This is a genomic window from Ruegeria sp. BI12 (assembly GCF_056537985.1).
The window spans coordinates 2,087,999-2,105,896 of sequence record NZ_JBQFSL010000001.1; the positions used below are offsets into that span (position 1 = coordinate 2,087,999).

The 17,898-nt window shown below is 53.3% G+C and carries 13 protein-coding genes; 4 read left to right on the plus strand and 9 right to left on the minus strand.

The annotated features are described in order from the left end of the window. Positions 1-2 precede the first annotated feature (2 nt). Positions 3-7,409 carry a GAF domain-containing protein gene (locus tag ACR0AK_RS10560; RefSeq protein ID WP_480793267.1) on the minus strand — a complete coding sequence of 2,469 codons (7,407 nt, stop codon included), beginning with the start codon at positions 7,407-7,409 and terminating at the stop codon, positions 3-5. Positions 7,410-8,263: 854 nt separating this feature from the next. On the opposite strand from ACR0AK_RS10560, the gene ACR0AK_RS10565 reads away from it, so the two are divergent. The 3 genes from ACR0AK_RS10565 (at position 8,264) to ACR0AK_RS10575 (ending at position 9,554) form a co-directional block, all read left to right on the plus strand. Continuing rightward, the gene (locus ACR0AK_RS10565; RefSeq protein WP_170558310.1) at positions 8,264-8,470 is read left to right on the plus strand and encodes a cold-shock protein; all 207 of its coding nucleotides are present in this window, start codon (positions 8,264-8,266) and stop codon (positions 8,468-8,470) included. A gap of 255 nt (positions 8,471-8,725) precedes the next feature. Beyond that, positions 8,726-9,154, plus strand: a complete 429-nt coding sequence (locus ACR0AK_RS10570; RefSeq protein ID WP_480793268.1) for a fatty acid desaturase — start codon at positions 8,726-8,728, stop codon at positions 9,152-9,154. A 19-nt stretch (positions 9,155-9,173) separates the two neighbouring features. After that, entirely contained in the window at positions 9,174-9,554 is a 381-nt protein-coding gene (locus tag ACR0AK_RS10575) for a fatty acid desaturase (protein WP_254452889.1), read from the plus strand. Here ACR0AK_RS10575 and ACR0AK_RS10580 read toward each other — a convergent pair. The 3 genes from ACR0AK_RS10580 to ACR0AK_RS10590 all read right to left on the minus strand — a co-directional run bounded on the left by ACR0AK_RS10580 (position 9,546) and on the right by ACR0AK_RS10590 (position 11,530). After that, complete coding sequence (locus tag ACR0AK_RS10580; protein ID WP_170357377.1) at positions 9,546-9,794, minus strand: ParB N-terminal domain-containing protein; 249 nt, start codon at positions 9,792-9,794, stop codon at positions 9,546-9,548. The genes ACR0AK_RS10575 and ACR0AK_RS10580 overlap by 9 nt on opposite strands. Before the next feature lie 74 nt (positions 9,795-9,868). Then, positions 9,869-10,558, minus strand: a complete 690-nt coding sequence (locus ACR0AK_RS10585) for a hypothetical protein (protein ID WP_170558308.1) — start codon at positions 10,556-10,558, stop codon at positions 9,869-9,871. 189 nt (positions 10,559-10,747) lie between these two features. Continuing rightward, positions 10,748-11,530 carry a hypothetical protein gene (locus tag ACR0AK_RS10590; RefSeq protein WP_480793269.1) on the minus strand — a complete coding sequence of 261 codons (783 nt, stop codon included), beginning with the start codon at positions 11,528-11,530 and terminating at the stop codon, positions 10,748-10,750. 642 nt (positions 11,531-12,172) lie between these two features. On the opposite strand from ACR0AK_RS10590, the gene ACR0AK_RS10595 reads away from it, so the two are divergent. Further along, positions 12,173-12,871 (plus strand): hypothetical protein, encoded by a 699-nt coding sequence (locus ACR0AK_RS10595; protein WP_480793270.1) that lies wholly within the window; start codon positions 12,173-12,175, stop codon positions 12,869-12,871. A gap of 150 nt (positions 12,872-13,021) precedes the next feature. Here ACR0AK_RS10595 and ACR0AK_RS10600 read toward each other — a convergent pair whose 3' ends face one another. From ACR0AK_RS10600 to ACR0AK_RS10620, 5 genes are all read right to left on the minus strand, one after another. Next, positions 13,022-14,764, minus strand: coding sequence for an adenylate/guanylate cyclase domain-containing protein (locus tag ACR0AK_RS10600; protein WP_170559337.1), 1,743 nt, complete (start codon positions 14,762-14,764; stop codon positions 13,022-13,024). A gap of 532 nt (positions 14,765-15,296) precedes the next feature. Next, positions 15,297-15,989, minus strand: a complete 693-nt coding sequence (locus ACR0AK_RS10605) for an alkylmercury lyase family protein (RefSeq protein WP_480793271.1) — start codon at positions 15,987-15,989, stop codon at positions 15,297-15,299. Further along, positions 15,989-17,422, minus strand: a complete 1,434-nt coding sequence (gene merA, locus ACR0AK_RS10610) for a mercury(II) reductase (protein WP_480793272.1) — start codon at positions 17,420-17,422, stop codon at positions 15,989-15,991. The genes ACR0AK_RS10605 and merA overlap by 1 nt, the downstream gene beginning before the upstream one ends. An 11-nt stretch (positions 17,423-17,433) precedes the next feature. Beyond that, positions 17,434-17,643, minus strand: a complete 210-nt coding sequence (gene merF / locus ACR0AK_RS10615; RefSeq protein ID WP_480793273.1) for a mercury resistance system transport protein MerF — start codon at positions 17,641-17,643, stop codon at positions 17,434-17,436. Beyond that, positions 17,640-17,894, minus strand: coding sequence for a hypothetical protein (locus ACR0AK_RS10620; RefSeq protein ID WP_480793274.1), 255 nt, complete (start codon positions 17,892-17,894; stop codon positions 17,640-17,642). Before ACR0AK_RS10620 ends, merF begins: the two co-directional genes overlap by 4 nt. Between the last annotated feature and the right edge of the window lie 4 nt (positions 17,895-17,898).

Consider the following 17,898-nt stretch of genomic DNA (forward strand, 5'->3'; position numbering starts at 1 on the left):
GATTACTTGCTTTTCCTTGGAACATTCAAAAGGGCTTCGATAAGAATAGGCAGGCGGATCGGTTTGGCGATGTAGTCGTCCATTCCGGCATCTAAACACATCTCGCGGTCGCCTTGCATAGCGTTAGCGGTCATGGCGATTATACGCGGTCGGTCTTCCCCGGGGAAATCTTTGTTTATGCAGCGTGAGGCTTCGAGCCCATCCATTTCGGGCATCTGCACGTCCATCAATACGACATCGTATGCTTGCCGGTTCACGCTTTCGACCGCCTCAGCGCCGTTGCTGGCCAGATCAGCGCGATAGCCCATCTGTTCAAGCAGGCGAAGCGCAAGTTTCTGGTTCACCAAATTATCCTCAGCCAACAGAATACGCAGAGGGTGGCGTTTTGCCATCTCTGGATCGGTCTGGGGTTTGTCTACGGGCTTGGCCGGCTTCACTGGGGTATCTTCGGTTGAAAACAACGTGACCAGAGTGTCAAAGAGATGCGACTGACGCAGCGGCTTGGTGAGGTTGGCAGCAAAGAGGCCGTCTTCGAGGTCAATGTCGCGCGGACCAAGAGAACTAAAGAGGATCAGCGGCAAGTCCGGATGCTTGGCCCGAATTTTCCGGGCAAGTTCCTCACCATCCATTTCTGGCATGTGCATGTCGAGAATTGCCAGATCGAACTTTTGAGCCTTCTCAAGTGTGGCCAGCGCATCGGACGGGGTTTCGCAGGTAGTGGTTTTAGTGCCCCATTTCTCGGTCTGGAGCGACAAGATTTTACGGTTGGTGGCGTTGTCATCCACCATAAGGATGCGTTTGCCTTCAAGCTCGGACTGAACGCCCACCAGATCGCGCGACGATGATTTGACCGGTTTGGAGGGTTTGGCCCGGATCGTAAACATAAAGGTCGAACCATGCCCTTCACCGTCACTTCGTGCCCACATGGTGCCGCCCATGAGTTCCGCAAGACGCTTGGAAATTGCCAGGCCGAGTCCGGTGCCGCCATATTTGCGGGTTGTTGAGCTGTCTGCCTGACTGAAGGACTGGAACAGACGGCTCATCCCCTTTTCGCTCAGTCCAATACCAGTGTCACGGACTTTGAAAGTCAGCTCAAGCGATCCGCGTTTATTGGCGGTTTGTTCAACAGATAGAACTACTTCACCGCTTTCAGTGAACTTCACCGCGTTAGAAAGCAGATTCAGCAGGATCTGCCGCAACCGGGTCAAATCAGCGCTGATTGCAAGAGGCAGAGCGTCGTCAAATTCATAGGCCAGATCAAGCTGCTTCTCCGCAGCTCTGCCGCCTATCAGATCAAGCGCGCCTTCGATACAGTCACGCAGGTCAAAAGGATGGCTCTCGATGTCCATCTGCCCGGCTTCGATTTTTGAGAAATCGAGGATTTCGTTGATTATGCCCAGTAGTGCGTCGCCACTGTCGCGGATCGTGTTGGCGTAATCGCTTTGCTCGGCGTCCAACTCAGTATCCATCAAGAGCCCACTCATCCCAATGACGGCATTCATCGGTGTGCGGATTTCGTGGGACATGGTGGCGAGGAACGCACTTTTTGCTTCGTTAGCAGACTCGGCCACCTCACGGGCCTTTTCGGCCTCGCGGAATAGGCGCACGTTCTCGATGGCAATAACAGACTGATCTGCAAAAGACTCAGCCATCGCAATATCGTCGTCTGAGAACGGTATTTTTGATTTCCTGATGAAATAGAGCCCGCCTAAACACTTGTCTCCGCGCATCAACGGTACGCCAAGGAAAGCTTCAAATCCGCTTTCTTCATGTAGCTTCTTGGCCAACCGCGGTAAGCCCTGCGACGACAAATCGTGTACATGCATGGTTTTCCCCGACAGTAACACGGACGACAGAAAATTATCCTTCGGGTCCAACGGGTGTTGGGTTCTTCCGAAATCACGCAGAAGACCTTTTGGCGTGGCCAAAGCCACTTGCCACCAGAAACTGTGATCTGACAAAGCGGCGCCTGCCATGTCACAAGAAACAAGCTGTGTCGCGGAATTCACAATCGCCTCAAAAACAGGTGTCGTATCTGAGGGCGATTGGCTGATTACCCGCAGTACATCAGCACTGGCAGTCTGGCGCGCTAAGGAAGCCTGAGTTTCATTGAACAGACGCACGTTTTCCAGCGCGATGATTGCCTGATCGGCAAACGACTCGGCAATGGCCACGTCATCATCGTTGAAAACTGTGGATGTTTTTCGAATGAAAACCAGGGCGCCAAAACACTCCTTCCCGCGCATCAAAGGCACGATCAAGGATGACTTAAACCCTTTCTCGCGGATGATCTTTTGGTCGCGCGGAGGGAGCTCATCAAACCGCCGCTCTGGCATGTGCAGAGTCTTGCCGTTTTTTATTGCCTGGGACGGTAAGTTATCTTCAGGGTCGATTGGGAGCCGCTCTTCCCAAGTGACTTCTTGGGCTCCGTCCGGAGTTGCTACGGCAACCTGCCAGAGTTCAGACTCATTGGCTTGAATGGCAATCGACAAGTCACAGTCGATCAGTGCGGTGGCCAGTTCAACGATCTTCTCAAAAACCGGTTTGGTATTTGTCGGAGATTCCGAGATCACTCTGAGGACATCCGCACTTGCAGTTTGGCGCGAGAGTGCGACTTGCGTGTCGTTGAACAATCGAGAGTTTTGAATCGCTATGATCGCCTGCGATGCAAAGGTCTCCATCTGCTTGATTTGCTTGTCCTCAAAGGCGGCTTTATTTCGGCTGCCCATACTGATGACACCAATCGTGTCACCGTCGCGTATCAAAGGTACAGAGAGAACCGACCTGTATCCTTGCAAGTTGGACCTAAGGACCGGATCATAGTTAGGGTCCGCTTGAGTATCCTCAACGTAGTCGGCGCGCCCATATAAGAGCGCCCGGGCGGTCGCCGACGTTTCGCCCGGTTCAAATGGATGCGACTCGAGGAATTTGGCAAAACTCTCTGTGAGATTGTGCCCGGCAAAGAAATGAAATTTTCCATCCTCGGGTTTCTTAAGCGCCACGAAAGCATCCTGCAGGCGGCAGATGCGCGACGAAACCGCTACCAACGCTTCCAAAACCGGCTCTAAAGCGTCAGGGGAACGGGAAATCACCTCGAGCACTTCGGATGTCGCCTTCTGATACCCCAATGCCTCTTCAACTTCTGCAGTGCGGGCCTGCACTTCTTTGAACAGTCGCGTATTGTTGATGGCGATCACGGCCTGGGACGCGAAGGTTTCGAGTAGGCTGACTTGTTTGTCGCTAAACGCAGCTGCCTGCCGATGCGCCATAACAATAACGCCAACGGTTACGCCATTGCTGACCAAAGGGACACCAAGAGTGGTAAGATAGTCCCCGATCTCAGCCGCTTTTTTCCATGTGTAAGTCGGATCCCTGCGGGTGTCTTTTATATAGACCGTCTTGCCTTGCAGAGCCGTGCGCCCGATGCAAGACCCCTCTTCTGGCGCGATAGGGTTGTCGGACAGGAATTTGAGAAAAGCATCACTTACATTGTGGGACATGGCCACGCGGTATAGGCCATCGTCAGCATCCTTCATTGCAAAGAACGCGTATTCCGGTGAACAGATACGCGACGAGACCTCAAGAATGGCGTCCAAAACCGGAGGAAGATCGTTGGGTGAGCGCGAGATGACGTCGAGCACTTCAGACGTCGCCGTCTGATACTTCAGCGCCTCCTCGACTTCAGCAGTGCGTTCCTGAGTTTCCCGAAATAGCCGTGCGTTCTCGATGGCGATGCTGGCTTGATTCGCAAAACCCTGAACGAGTTCGACGCTGTTTTGTTGCGGCGGTCCTGCCTCGGCCCAACCGACAATTATGACGCCCCAAATCCGCGCCTCTGCCCGGATCGGTACGGCCATCAAGCGCCGATACCCAGCCTTTCGGGCAAGCTCTGGGCTGAAATACTCGGGCCCCCGTGCATCTGCTAGATGCTGGACTTCACCGCTTTCCACGACCAATGGAGCCAGATGACCCTTGGAAGCTTTCAATGGATAGTCCGAAGTCAGTGCCTTCAAAGTAGCCTTCGGAAGCCCGTATTGTGCGCAGAAATGATAGAGATTGCCGTCAAAGCGTTCGAGAACGCAGAACTGCGCCCCACAAAGCTCAGCGGATTTTTGCACGACAAGGTCGAACACAGGCTGGATTTCGGACGATGCTTCGTTGATGAGGTGCAAGATTTCAGCACTGGCACGTTCGCGCACCAATGCCTCTTCGACCTCGGCCGTGCGCGCCCGAACTTGTTCAAAAAGCCGTGTGTTATTGATAGCAATCAACGCTTGGGAGGCGAACGTTTCCAAGAGCGCGATCTGTTTTGAATTGAATGGTGCAACTTTGTCGTGGCAGAGCACGATCACACCGACCACAACCTTTTCCTTGACCAATGGGACACCCAGAAGCGAGCGATACTTGCCAATACGTGCGGCTTCCTTCCAGGCGTATTCGTTAGCTTCAGTGTCCTCGTAGTAGACTGTTTCTCCACGTGCAGCTGTTTGGCCAATACCGCTCCCATGACCTGCCGGCACTGGGTGTGCCTTCATGAACTTCATGAAATCACTGTCAAAGTCGAGCATGATGTCAGTATGGTAAAGGTTGTCTTGGGGATTCAGAATCGAGATTGCCGCATATTTTGGCTCGCAAATCCGGCTGGCGACTCTAAGTATCTCCTTCAGTACCGGCTCCAGCTCATTCGGAGATCGCGAAATCACCGACAATACGTCTGAAGTGGCGGTCTGATACTCCAGCGCCTGCGTGACTTCTTCTGTCCGCTCCTCCAACTCGTGGAAAAGGTTTGCGTTGGTAATCGCGATAACCGCCTGATCCGCAAAAGTTTCCAGCAGTTTGATCTGTTTGGCGGAAAAACCCGAGACCACTGGCGCCCCAAGAGAGATAACGCCTACGACTTCCCCGTTTTTTACCAGCGGAAGTCCAAGCAATGATTTGTAATCACCCACGCCGCTTTCTTCCAACCAGGTATAGGTGTCATCTGCTTCGACATCTTCGACATAGCTTGTGCGTTTCGACAAGATTGCACGCCCGCTTACACCGTTCTCCGCTGGCGAAATCGGGTGAGCTTTGACGTACTCTGCAAAGGCCGTGTCTTGTGTGAGCGTCGAGTGCACATGAAAAAGCCCATCGTCCGGGTCGAGCATTGCGACATAGGCATCCTGCAATTCGCAGATGCGCGACGCTTCTTTAAGAATGGCGTCCAGAACGGGCGACAGTTGATTGGGAGACGCTGAGATCACACGCAGCACTTCGGATGTTGAAGTCTGATACTCCAAGGCTTGCGTGACTTCCGCGGTACGGTCCTGCACCTCTCGGAACTGGCGTACGTTATCCATTGCGATCACGGCTTGGGCCGCAAAGGTTTGGACCAGAGCGACATCATCATCCGAAAATGGCGAAACTTCACGGCGATAGAGAACGATCACCCCAAGACCCGTGTCGTCTTTCATCAACGGTACCGCAAGGACCGAGCGAGCCCCTTCCACTTCAACCATCTGAACCCGTTTTGGATCGCGATCCTGATAATAAAGCGGATCATCTGCAATATCGTCTTGCCGGATGACCTGGCCATCGATCATAGGGCGGATTGCAACGAGTTCCGTGCGCGTCAAGGGCTCCACGAACCCCTTCAGGGCCTCATCAAAATCCGTTCGCGCACCGATATTGGCCGGAATTGTTGCGAGGCCACGTTCGTGATCGGCGACACACAGAAAGGCCAGCGGCGCTTTGCACAAACGGCTGGCATTTTCGAGTATGCTATTGAAGACAGGGCTATCGTCATCGCGACTGCGGCTGATGACTTCGAGGATTTCGCGCGACGCTTCTTCCCGTTCAAGTCGTTCCTGAACTTCACGAAACTGGCGCGTGTTTTCGATGGCAATGACTGCATGCTTGGCGAATTCTTCAATCAACTGCACGTCAGGGTCAGCAAATGGCCGCACCTCACGGCGGCTGACCGCGATGGCACCGATGGCCTGATCTCCTTGCATCAGGGGGACTGTAACGCGTGACCGAATGCCTTCGATCTCAACCATCATGGCAGCTGTAGGATGGCCCGAGCGATAAAAATACGTGTCGGTCAAATCATCGATGCGACCAACCTTACCTGTTCGTATCGCAGTGGCTATTGGAATCGATTCATCCAACTGCCACTCGTCTCCAACATCAAATTCGGTTCTCTGATGCCCCCAATTCGCAGCCAACCTCCCGTGGGTCCCTGCAGCGTTGATCAAAATAAGTACCGCCTGATCTGCATCACATACCTTGGTGGCCTGCTGAAGCACTGAATCAAAGACGCGCGCATCGTCATCACGGCTTTGGCTAATGACCGTCAGAATTTCCTGCGTTGCCGTCTGACGCTCCAATTGCGTGTGCAGCTCATTCAATTGTCGCGTGTTGTCCAAGGCGATCACGGCCTGGGCGGCAAAGCCCTCAACCAGAGAAATCTCGTCGTCTGTAAAGGCCCGAACCTCACGTCGGTAAATCCCGATAACGCCCACGGGCGTGCCATCTGCCGACATTAATGGGACCGTCAGAAATGACCGGACACCTTCTTCGTCTACAAGTTGACGGCGCCATGGGTCGCCCTTGATATACTGGTCAGTCAGGCGCAAATCGACATTGTGAATAACGCGTGCCTCGCGAACGGACTCCGCAATCTGGAGATGTGAGACCAGTGACCAACGATCTACGCCAACCTCGTAGGTCGCCAACTGATCACCGAAATGGGCCGCATATTCGAGGTGGGTTCCTGCTTCATTCAAAAGGCTTAGTGTGGCGACATCCGTTTCGCAAAGCCGGGCTGTGTTTTCCAGGATCGTCTGGAACACCGGCGTCTCATCTTCCCGCGATCGGCTAATTGTCTCGAGAACTTCACGCGTGGCGCCTTCGCGTGCCAGACGGATCTGCAATTCGCGAAATTGGCGAACATTCTCAATGGCGATTACCGCTTGGGCGGCAAAGGTTTCGACGAGCTTGACCTGATCGTCGGTATAGGGCCGCACCTCGTCTCGCGCCAACATCAAGCATCCGATTGCACCGCCATCCACCTTTAACGGAACAAACAGATTGCTGCGGCACCCATGCTTGTCGACAATCAGCTTGAACCGCTCATCACCGGATTTGTGGAAATCAGTGTCTCCCATATCCACAACGCGTCTGGTCTCGCCGCTGAGGATTGTTTCAGTCACCAGAGAATTGCCCGGCTCCATCGTGTATTTGCCGTCGCGCCAGAGCTGCTGAATGTCAGGGTGCAGGTTAACACTGGCCACGAGCCGCTGAAGAGCGTCGCCTTCCTGTCCAAGAACCAGACCAGCAAAAACAGCGTCGCAAAGGTCTTTGGCAAGCGTAACAATCAGATCGCAAACCGGCTGAACGTCGTCCTTGGTCACAGAGATCGCCTGCATCACCTGAGCGGTGGCTTCAAACCGCGCCTGTTGATCAGCTGCGCTTAACTCCGAAATTGGCGCAGATGATGGCGCGGGACTTATTGGGGTCCCTGAAGCCTTTTTGTCGCCCAATTGAGCCCAAACTCCCACGTCAATTCTGACTAACAACTGCCCGGAGTTTAGAGAACATGTAAGAGAAGTCACTGGAATTCTTCACGGAAGATGCCCTTTGCATTCATGCACGCGCGAGAACGGCCCACTTAGCTCGGATCATCCGGCTAGTCAGCGCGATGAATCAAAAGCGCCGTGCCAAGGCGCTGGATAGCCTTATAGGCCTAACTGTTCTGGCACTCCATATGCGCCTCGAAATCGTCAGGACGCTCGATCTCTGAGGCGCTCCACCCAGCGTCATTGTTTAAACCCAGACTTCTGTTGGCGAAAGGCAGCGTGTGCTGGGCACGCAAGTGGTCCTGAGGGCGCGAAGGTCTGCGATGCGCAGAAAGCGGACTTTGCAAAGTCTCGCCAAGGCACCAAAACGGACGCTTATCGCTGTCTCGTATGCAGCAGGATAATTTCCCAAAAATGATCGTTAGTCTTCTGTGCCGCTGACCCAAGCCACCTTCAAGTTTGGATCGAAGAGCAACGGTTTCACCTCTACTTGCCTAGTTCTAAGCCAGACAGGCTCAAATTCTCTGTTGTCCGCAAAAGCATCAAGGCTTGTATCGTGCGTAGTCGAAGTCCATATACACGAGGCTTACGTTTTTCTTTTTCGACCTGCTGTCTCCCCAATTCGGCGTTCAGTCTTTCGATTCAGACCGACCACGCCGAGTCGCCGCAATGATGCGGGCGGCACGTATTAGGAGACTTCCACCATGGCAAATGGCACAGTAAAATGGTTCAACTCAACCAAAGGTTTTGGCTTTATCGAGCCTGAAGATGGCAAGCGCGACGTGTTCGTGCATATCTCAGCAGTTGAGCGTTCCGGCATCAGCGAACTGAAGGATGGCCAAAAGGTTACTTTTGACGTCGAGGCTGGCCGTGACGGACGCGAAAGCGCCGCCAATCTGGCACTCGCCTGACCTTTTACGGGCACCCTTTCTGGGTGCCCGTTTGCACACTGGGCTACTATACGCCGTTGGAGAACAAGTAAGTTGCAACCAGAAGACTAGACGCGGGCGCTCGCGCAATACCGTGCGCCCGATGCAAAGCGCAGTGTTTATGAAATTGCGATCACCGTTGTCCCCTTATTCGCGCTATGGGCGCTAGCGTGGATAGCTTTATCTATTAGTGTCTGGATCGCAATATTACTGGCCATCCTAAATGCCGCATTTCTGGTGCGTACCTTCATCATTATGCATGATTGCGGTCATGGATCTTTCTTTAGAAGTCGCACTGTTTGCAATTGGACCGGCCGGGTTCTAGGTGTACTTGCCCTGACACCCTATGACGTTTGGCGGCAAAGCCATGCGATTCACCAAGCCTCAACCGGTAACCTTGATCGGCGTGGTATGGGTGACATCCCTACATTGACCACTGAAGAGTACCTGAAGCGGAGGTGGTTCGGGCGTGCCGCGTATCGTCTGACGCGGAACCCCGTCTTCCTGTTCGGTGTTGCGCCGATCTATACGTTCTTTATTCAAAACTGTTTACCTCTTGGTTTCATGCGTTCTGGCTGGCTGTACTGGGCAAGTGCGATGGGAACAAACGCTGCAATTGCAGGGATATTGGCCCTTTTTTTTCGGCCGGAGGCATTGAGGTTTTAGCGTATGTTTCCTACCAACCATGATTGTCGCATCATCGATTGGTATTTGGCTTTTCTATATTCGACACCAGTTTGAACACACGACCTGGGAACGGGAAGAGGGGTGGAACCTTCAGAACGCCGCATTCTGTGGAAGTTCTCATTATGCCCTACCAGGCATCCTTCGGTGGTTCTCTGCTAATATCGGCGTACACCATGTTCACCACCTGGCCAGCCGCATACCGTTTTATCGGCTAAACGAGGTTTTGCGTGACCATTCTGAGTTGGAAAATTGCCAGCGTACTACTCTATATGAGAGTTTTCATTGTGCACGCTTGCATCTTTGGGATGAAAAAAGTCAACGTCTGCTGACATTTTCCGAGGCTTTGTCGAACGCCAATTCCAATAGGCATTTAGTGTAGTCTGGCGCGTACCAGATAGGCTTCGACCGTATCACCGCCCAGGGCGCGAATGGCCTCTAGTCGGTGAAGGCCTTCAATCAGCACGAACCTTTTGTTGTCAGCGCGTATTTGGATCGGGGTCTTCTGGCCGTTCTTCAGGATATCTTCGGCCAGCGTCAAAACTTTCTGTTGATCAAGCGTTTTCGCTCGTTTCACAGGTACATAGATCAGGTCGAGCGGATATGGTCTTTTCTCCAACATAAGCTACGTGAGCAACCTTTCGTGCATTTGTTCCGGTTCAGAGTTCGCTTCGAAAGCGGGGGCTGGAACGTACGTCATAGAACCGAACGAACAGCGTCGCGCAGTTCCTGATGCATAATCCAAGTTGCTGGCTCATCGTCACTTTCGATGTGAGAAAATGCAATTACCTGCGCGGCGCCATCATTCTTTGCCGATCCGGCTTCGGGAAGTTCGAGCTCTAGATACTCCGCAATCAATAGTCCGACTTTCTTAAAGACCTTGATGGAGGCCTCGCGCGATTTGTAACCGGCCGCCTGAGACAAGTGACCAATGGTCAGACCGTCCTTGCCCGCGATTGTAAGTGCTTTGAGCAATGTGACCTGCGCAGGGGTGAACCTGATCTGGCGCAATGCCTCGGCATATTCTCTTTCACTGGGAACGAGGGTGCCGGAGTTTCCCTCCAAACGGCGTTGACAGCCGCGCATCCTGTCTCGTTCTTCGAGAATTCCTTTTAATGCTTCAATGGCCAATGCTGGTGTTTCTCCAACTGCATCGGCAATCATTGCCTGCGTTTTAGCCGGCGGCTTGGGAAATGCCCGTGCGACACTATTGCCGCTCAGAACGCCAGCCTTTATCAAGTACTTTCCAAATTCTTCCTCAATCACTCCTGATACGTCAGCGTTCCGCGACTTACGAACACTGCGGTCCTGAAATGCTCTTTGTTCCAGACCAAAAGTTGACATCTTTGAGTCCGGAAGGGTCACTTGAGGGGCATTTTTACGCATTAGAGAAACACCACCACAATTATGGCCGCGACAAACACCGCTAACGCGATAAACATCTTCACTCTATAGGACCAGAGATGCGCCCTTTCGGCTTTGAGCATTTTGCCCAGATTTTCGTCAATCGAGTTATGGTTCACGGCTTGGTCCTTCCGGATATTTCAGGCGGTATTGATTTCCACCAACCTATTGTCACGGCACATTTTCGGCGCACTTATCGTTCTGTCTTGTGAACGGCCGATTACATTCCCAACCATCACCTCTTCGATTCAAGTGAGCGTTTGAAGGCACAAGGATCGCAACGCAACTGTCCCGGTTTGCGCGAAAACCACGTTCGCATTTCCATCCGAAATAAGTTTCAGGCGCGAGATATGCATGCTGTGGAACAAACACAGGCTCACAGCCGCTATCCGCTGCCCGGTAACCTCTGATGCACACCCAACCATTCGCGCTGTTTTTGTCAGTCAGGCGGCCGTTGCTCGGGACATCTATTGCAACACAAGTCTGGCCCTCCTTCCGAAATCCCCAGTTACAGTGTGTTTCCTGCACGCCAAACCGGGTTTCGACGTATCCATTTTGAGGTGCAATCACTTCTTCACATTCTGCGCCGACACGCTGGAACAGCCGATTGCACTCCCACTGATCTCCGGTTGATGCCAGATAGGCATTTTCAGGAACTCTTATCTCCTCACAAAGTTCTCCGACTTTCTGAAAACCGTGATTGCATTCCCAGCCGCTGCCGAAGGAGCTACCCGTCAAATATGCGTTTTCTGGTAAGTCTGTTCTTTGGCAGAATCCGTTCTTGTTTTCGGAACCTTGGTCACAAACCGATCCTTCGGCATTGCCTGCAACTTGGGCAGGAAGCTGCGTTCCTGAGAGCAACACAAAGAGTGTCGGGATCAAACAGAGAATGCAGCGCGTAAACACGATGATTGACTGATTAAAACGGAGCCTGAGACCTGATCTATCCGGCATCGCGTACGCGATTTATTAGCCATGTTCTGTTCATACGGTGCCTTCTTTGATAGGTCACGCGATGACTGGAGCATGTCAGGTGACCGTTGCGAATGCTTACGAGGAACGAGCTCATAGCGAAGACCCCAGCGAAACCCGTTCCTACGCTGGGGCGCATGCTACAATTAGTCTGAAGGCCATTGGATCATCGAAGCCGGCAGCATCGCGGCGACGAGTAATTTTTTACCAATACACTCTTGTCGTTCCTAGTCTGTGAAGAGTCAAGGAAGCACGCTCGTCAAGAAGCGTGTGCTGCGGAATGATTAATTTTTGAGACCGGCGAGTTATTAGGTGGTTAAGAGAATAACTGAGAGGCAAAATTCACTTTGGGGCAATTTAGGTTGACATTTCAACTGTGAAATCGCCGGATTTCTTGGGCAACAATCTTGGAGGTGGTGAACGCTCGCCGCTCCAGCCTATTGCCGACACCGAATTAGGAGATTCGCAATTTCTATCGACAGTTTTGCGGACACTGAGATTGGAAGACACCTGACCGACGCTGCACGTCGTTGCCGCATGGTTTTCTTCACTGGATTACCAGCATCAGGAAAGTCATTCCTGTTGCGTCAGCAGATATCCATTTCGGTCTCCTTGGGACGTCGCGTGCAAATTATGCGTTGGGATACAGGTCTCGCGGCGTTTCAGACCGAAGATATACTCGCTAGGTATCCAGATGTTTCGGATGGAACTCATCCGTTGATCCGAAAGGCTGCCGGGCTGTGGGGTCGGAGAGCCCTGGCGCGATGGCTGGTGGAGGATACCGACCCCACAGACTTGATTGTCGGAGAAGTGCCTATAATCGGAAACAGGTTTTCCGAGTTCATCCAGGCGCAGCCGGATCAGGTTGAACCAGCCTTAGCATCCGAGGAAACCACATTCATCTATCCCGTTCCTACAAAGAGCTTGCGTGCCAATCTCGAAGCCTTCCGAAGGTCTACGTTTGCGAACCCAAAACATCCTGATGAGGCCAGAGATGCGCCTCCATCGACAATGGAACTGGCTTGGCGTTTGACATGTGCCAAGGCCGCAGAATTGGGTTTGATCTCTGAAGCGGACAGTCATTCTCCGTACGAGGAGATGATTTATGTGCGGTTTTTTGAGCACCTACTGCAACACCGAAACGCCATCAGAATTGGGGTCGATACGATTTATTCAGTTGCCGGGTCAGCCCATGATCTAGGGGCGAGTATTTTTGAACTCAATGCAAGCCCGGATGAAGTACGGTGTGTAATCGCAGAGGTGGAGGCTGCTTTTACAGTCGAGGAAGCTACCCGAGACGTTGAAAACTGGTATCGGGTATAGACCTCGTGCAAAAGTTCGCTCTTTGGCGTCTTGGAAACTGCAAAGTCTAACTGTGCATGTCCGCGTTGGGTTCGCGCCGCCGAAAAAACAGAGCGTAGAGAAATGCGTAATTGAGGCCGCGCTGTTTGGACAAAGGAGTTAATGTCGGTGTCAGCCGGTCAAACCTGCCGCTCGTAGCCCATTGGCAAGACGTTCAAAATCATCCGGTCGCCGCCACATAGACCGAAACCCACGGGCAAGGCTTTCGACCGTCTCATCCTCAACCACAATACCTCGACTTGTGAATTCATCGTGACGATCGGTGACAAATTCTCGCAACGCGTCGGAGGCGTCTCGCGCTCGTTCGAGCTGCGTGTAAGACGCGGCTACAAATGCAGTGGCCAACGAGTTAAGCCGCGCTGCTCCCATTAGAAAACTAAGTGCTGCTTCATAGTTACCGTTGAAAAATTCGACCTGCCCCATAATCCAGTCGATGGCAGGCGGATGTAACGGGTCCAGCGCCATAGCTTCCGAGACTACATCGTGCGCCTTTTCGTGCTGGCCGAGCAGTAGGAGAGCATAGCCGCACCAAGCCATCGACTCCGCTTCGGTTTCTATCATGGAAAGTGTCTTGTTGAATTGCGCTTCGGCCTCACCCCACAGTCCGGCGCAGAGATAAGCAAACCCAAGCTGGTCCTGAATGTAGACGTCCCGGTTATCCAGTGCCACGCCCTTGCGGGCGATTTTCAACGTGTGCGTGGGTGCGTCAGCGTCTGCCAGCCCTAGCCACAAGTCTATGACATATGTGTCTGAAAGATACATGTAAGATCGCGCGATGGTCGGATCGAGTGCGACCGCTCGTTCCAACAAAGCTCTCGCCTTGGCCGTATCTCGTGCGTTCAGGCCGTCGCGCAATGCCTTGCCCTTAAGCATCAGTTCATAGGCCTTCATCTGATCCGCTGGTTTCTGTGTCGAACGGTCGACGACATCGTGCTGGACCCTGCCAGGCAACACTGCGACGATATTCCGGGCCACCTCGTCTTGTACTGCCAGAACGTCCTCCAGTTCATGGTCGTATCGATCCGACCAGAGTTGAGTCCCCGTTCGTGCGTCAGCGAGTTGTACCGATATTCTGACGCGACTACCGGCCTTCCGCACGCTGCCTTCAACCAGGTAATCTGCGCTGAGCGCCTCCGCGATTTTGGCCGGATCTGTGTCTTGTGTTCGGAACCTGAATGACGCGTTTCTGGAAACAACCTTAAGCGTCCGAAAACGCGATAAACCCACAATAATGTCTTCCGCAATCCCATCGCTAAAGAATGCCTGCTCGGGATCATCGCTCATGTTGTGTAGAGGCAGGACCGCAATAGTGGCTTTTCCTGAGGCTTCAGGCCGAGGCGGTTCAGCGCATACTGCGCTTAACCCGCCAATGTGCCAAGCATGTACCGGATCGGCAACGTTCTTTACCGTGTGCTGACCAGCATCCTCCCAGGCGACCGGTATACGATTTCCGACCACACGATATACAGCGTCCGACACCAACACACCGCCGGGCGGGGCAAGCTGCTCCAACCTTGACGCAAGGTTCACACCGGACCCAAAAACATCTCCGTCGCGCATTATTATGTCCCCAAGAGTAACGCCAATGCGAAATTGGAGAGAGTCCTTACCTGCCGCTGATGCGTTTTGCCATTCGACCGCGCAGGAAACGGCATCGACTGCGCTGTCGAAGCTGGCGAGCAGACCGTCACCCATCTTTTTTACGATGCGACCGTGATGCCGACCGACAAGCGGAGCAGCAATATCGTCAATGTGCGCTGAAAGAATTTCGAGCGTGCCTTTCTCGTCCCGCTCCATCCGGGCGGTAAAGCCGACAAGGTCGGAAATCAGGATGGCCGCCAGCTTTCGCTCCACGTATTGTCCTCCTTTCTGTTTCATACTGGTCGCTATGTGTTTAGACCATGCGAAAGTGCACAGGGGCGAATTCTGACCTTGGTTTAAACGGGGTTCAACGTCGGGAAACACTCAGATAAGTCTGCGCGAAAAGCTTAAGGACAAACAGCCGATTTGTCCTCGCCTTGAGTTGCGCCATGTCCGCTTTGGGCTGACAGCGGTCATTCCCAAGCATATTCCAAATGGCGGCTTTGTCCGCAATTCTGCCGTTCAGCAGATTTCAGCGAACGTCCGCTGCCGGTCAATGCAGACCCTCAGGCGAATTTCCTCGGAATGACCACCAACAATGACCGCTATCCGTTCCTAAGCCGTCATCTGACTGAAAGACTCAGGTGACTGCGTTGAGCCCAGACTTGCCATAATCTGCTACGCAGCGAATGTCGGCTTCGCGTAGGTTTGCTAGCATATCAGACATCATCTTCGGCCTTTTGAAAGAGGTAAAATTGCGGCTCATGGCAAACCGAATAACAGCAACATCTGGCCAAGTTATCTTTCACAAAAACGGTTTGAAAATGGCAGACCCGATTTGAATTGCTTGTCTCGGTGAAAGTCGAAATCCCGCTGCACTCTCGGGTTTCCACTCTTCGAGATGATCCTTTGAACAAAAGGCCAGCATGGAACGGCACTGCGTTTCGGCAGCACATCCGTCTGTTTCTGCAACACCCGCCCAAACAACCACGCGCGAAGGGGTGATCTCGTAGGCCGACAGTCCGTCTTTGGTCATGCGGATTTGCAGCTTTGTGCCACAGATGGGGCAGCTTGACCGAACCGTTGCAGCTTTTCTAAGCATCGCCGCAGTTCCGAGCGCGTCAATTGCACAAACTGTCCAATTTCTTACTGCATCAGCTTCTACGGAGTGTCGCGTCTCGCTCGCCGAAAATGGATAGGCAGATTTGATTGCGCCCTGCCGAAACACTATCAGGTCGCGACGATCCAGTTCCTCCAACACTTCCTTGACCGGGAACTCTGGAAATCCCACCACTGACAGGTTGTGGGGCGTTGGTGGTCTGGCGCGTTGGACAAAACTCTCAAGAATTAAACGATGAATGGAACGCGTTTCTTCCGATAGGCCGAACCACCGTTCACGCATCCGATCTACTGTCAAAAGGGATCGCAGCGCATTATCCGCGACAGGATCAGTCACGTCTGACCAGTCCAGATAGGGGCTGCGATCAAGAGTAGTCATTATCCGGCACAGCAAGACAGTTTCGCTACATCCTTTTCGAACGTCTGCGCTGCCAGCTTCAGGCCCTCGACTGTCGTAAGGTAGGGGAAGATCATGTCGCCCAGGTCATCATAGGTCATGCCCATTTTCAGAGCCATTGCAGCTGTCTGGATCGTATCCGCTCCTTCAGGTGCGATGATGTGAGCACCCAGCAGTTTTTTGGTCTGCTTATCCGCCACCAGCTTGATAACACCGCGGGTGTCGCGCGCCGCAAGTGCGCGCGGGACATGCTCAAGTCCCAATACAGAAGTGATGACCTTACGGCCCTGAGCAGCGGCTTGCGCCTCCGTCACCCCAACGCTGGCGATCTGGGGGTCAGAGAAAACCACAGACGGCATAACGCTGTTGTCGTAACTTAGGGAGTCGCCGTTCATAGCATTCTTTGCCGCCAGTTTCGCCCCATAGGCCGCCATATAAACAAACTGGTCATTGCCGGTCACATCGCCCGCCGCATAAACGCCTTCTCGGGAACTGGTCATCGCAGGGTCAACCACAATCCCACCCCGTGCATCCGTTGCTATCCCGGCAACATCAAGCGCCAGCGATCCTGTGTTTGGCACACGCCCAGTCGCCAGCATCAATTTTTCTGAATCAACAATGACAGCCTGACCGTTTCGGGTGGCGTGCAACCGTACTCCGCCATCGGTGGCTTCAAAGCGGTCATAGGACAGGCCATCGAGAACCGTAATACCTTCGTCAGTAAAGGCGTCCGTGAGCGCCGCGCTGATTTCGGGTTCCGCTTCGGGCAAAAGCCCGCGACGGGTCACAATTGTCACTTTGACCCCAGCCCGTGCAAAGACCTGTGCAATCTCGACACCGATGTAGCCGCCGCCCATAACCATCAAAGACGCGGGCCGTTCATCGAGCTGCAAGGCGGACGTGCTGTCCAGCCATTCTATTTCATCCAAACCAGGAAGATCTGGGACGTGCTGGGATGATCCGGTTGCAACAATGACTTTTGCGGGTTTCAGGTTGCGTTCACCAACCTGAACAGAACCGTCTTCCTGAAAGACAGCCTGACCCTCAATATACGTCACCGCCTCATAGTTTGGCAGCACGTCAACGTATTTTGCAGCCCGCAGATCATCCACCAGCGCCTGTTTCTGAGCGACTAGTGCTTTCCAATCGGTGATCTGTCCAGATGCTTCAACACCATCAAAGCGACTGGCTGCTTTTGCACTGTGTAGCGTTTCGACGGCACGGATCATTGCTTTGGATGGCACACAGCCGACATTTACGCATGTGCCTCCAATCGTGCCGTACCCAATCAGCGCGACACGCGCGCCTTCATCCGCTGCCGTGATGGCGGCGGAAAAACCGGCAGACCCCGCGCCGATGACAACAAGGTCAAATTCGTCAGTTCCAGAATTTTCAGTGGGGCAACAGTCAGACATAATACTGCCTTTCAGGAGTTCGTATTTCGGGCGCGACGGATCAGCGCGTAGATTGTAATCAGGATGAACACCGCAAGCGCAGGCATCAGCACGTAGTCAAGATAGCCGACGACTGCGGAGAGGCCGACGACACCGAGTAGGCCAACGAGCAAAGGTGTGAAGCAGCAGAGTGCCGCGATAATCGTACCGATAATACCCGTTTTGAGAAGTCTGTTGCTCACGTGGTTTCCTCAGTTTTTCGATCTTCAGTGTCGCTAACCCCGCGGCTTCGAAGGACTGATCGAATGGCAAGGATGAACACGCCCGTTCCAACGGCGATCAATAGTGCAGTGAGTACATCAAGGCCGCTTGCTGCGCCGATGGCCCCGCTCAACATGGAGACAAGTAGAGCCGCGTGTCCGCCGCAACAGATGACGACAACAGGAGCCGCAATCAAGAATGCGAGGATGCCACCTGTTGTATGGTCTTTCATAGGA

What these genes read in the sequence shown, in the direction of transcription:
- ACR0AK_RS10560 (WP_480793267.1), bottom strand. Translation starts at nt 7,409, where the DNA reads ATGCAGGCGATCTCTGTGACCAAGGACGACGTTCAGCCGGTTTGCGAT.
- ACR0AK_RS10565 (WP_170558310.1), top strand. Translation starts at nt 8,264, where the DNA reads ATGGCAAATGGCACAGTAAAATGGTTCAACTCAACCAAAGGTTTTGGC.
- ACR0AK_RS10575 (WP_254452889.1), top strand. Translation starts at nt 9,174, where the DNA reads ATGATTGTCGCATCATCGATTGGTATTTGGCTTTTCTATATTCGACAC.
- ACR0AK_RS10580 (WP_170357377.1), bottom strand. Translation starts at nt 9,794, where the DNA reads ATGTTGGAGAAAAGACCATATCCGCTCGACCTGATCTATGTACCTGTG.
- ACR0AK_RS10585 (WP_170558308.1), bottom strand. Translation starts at nt 10,558, where the DNA reads ATGCGTAAAAATGCCCCTCAAGTGACCCTTCCGGACTCAAAGATGTCA.
- ACR0AK_RS10590 (WP_480793269.1), bottom strand. Translation starts at nt 11,530, where the DNA reads ATGCCGGATAGATCAGGTCTCAGGCTCCGTTTTAATCAGTCAATCATC.
- ACR0AK_RS10605 (WP_480793271.1), bottom strand. Translation starts at nt 15,989, where the DNA reads ATGACTACTCTTGATCGCAGCCCCTATCTGGACTGGTCAGACGTGACT.
- merA (WP_480793272.1), bottom strand. Translation starts at nt 17,422, where the DNA reads ATGTCTGACTGTTGCCCCACTGAAAATTCTGGAACTGACGAATTTGAC.
- ACR0AK_RS10620 (WP_480793274.1), bottom strand. Translation starts at nt 17,894, where the DNA reads ATGAAAGACCATACAACAGGTGGCATCCTCGCATTCTTGATTGCGGCT.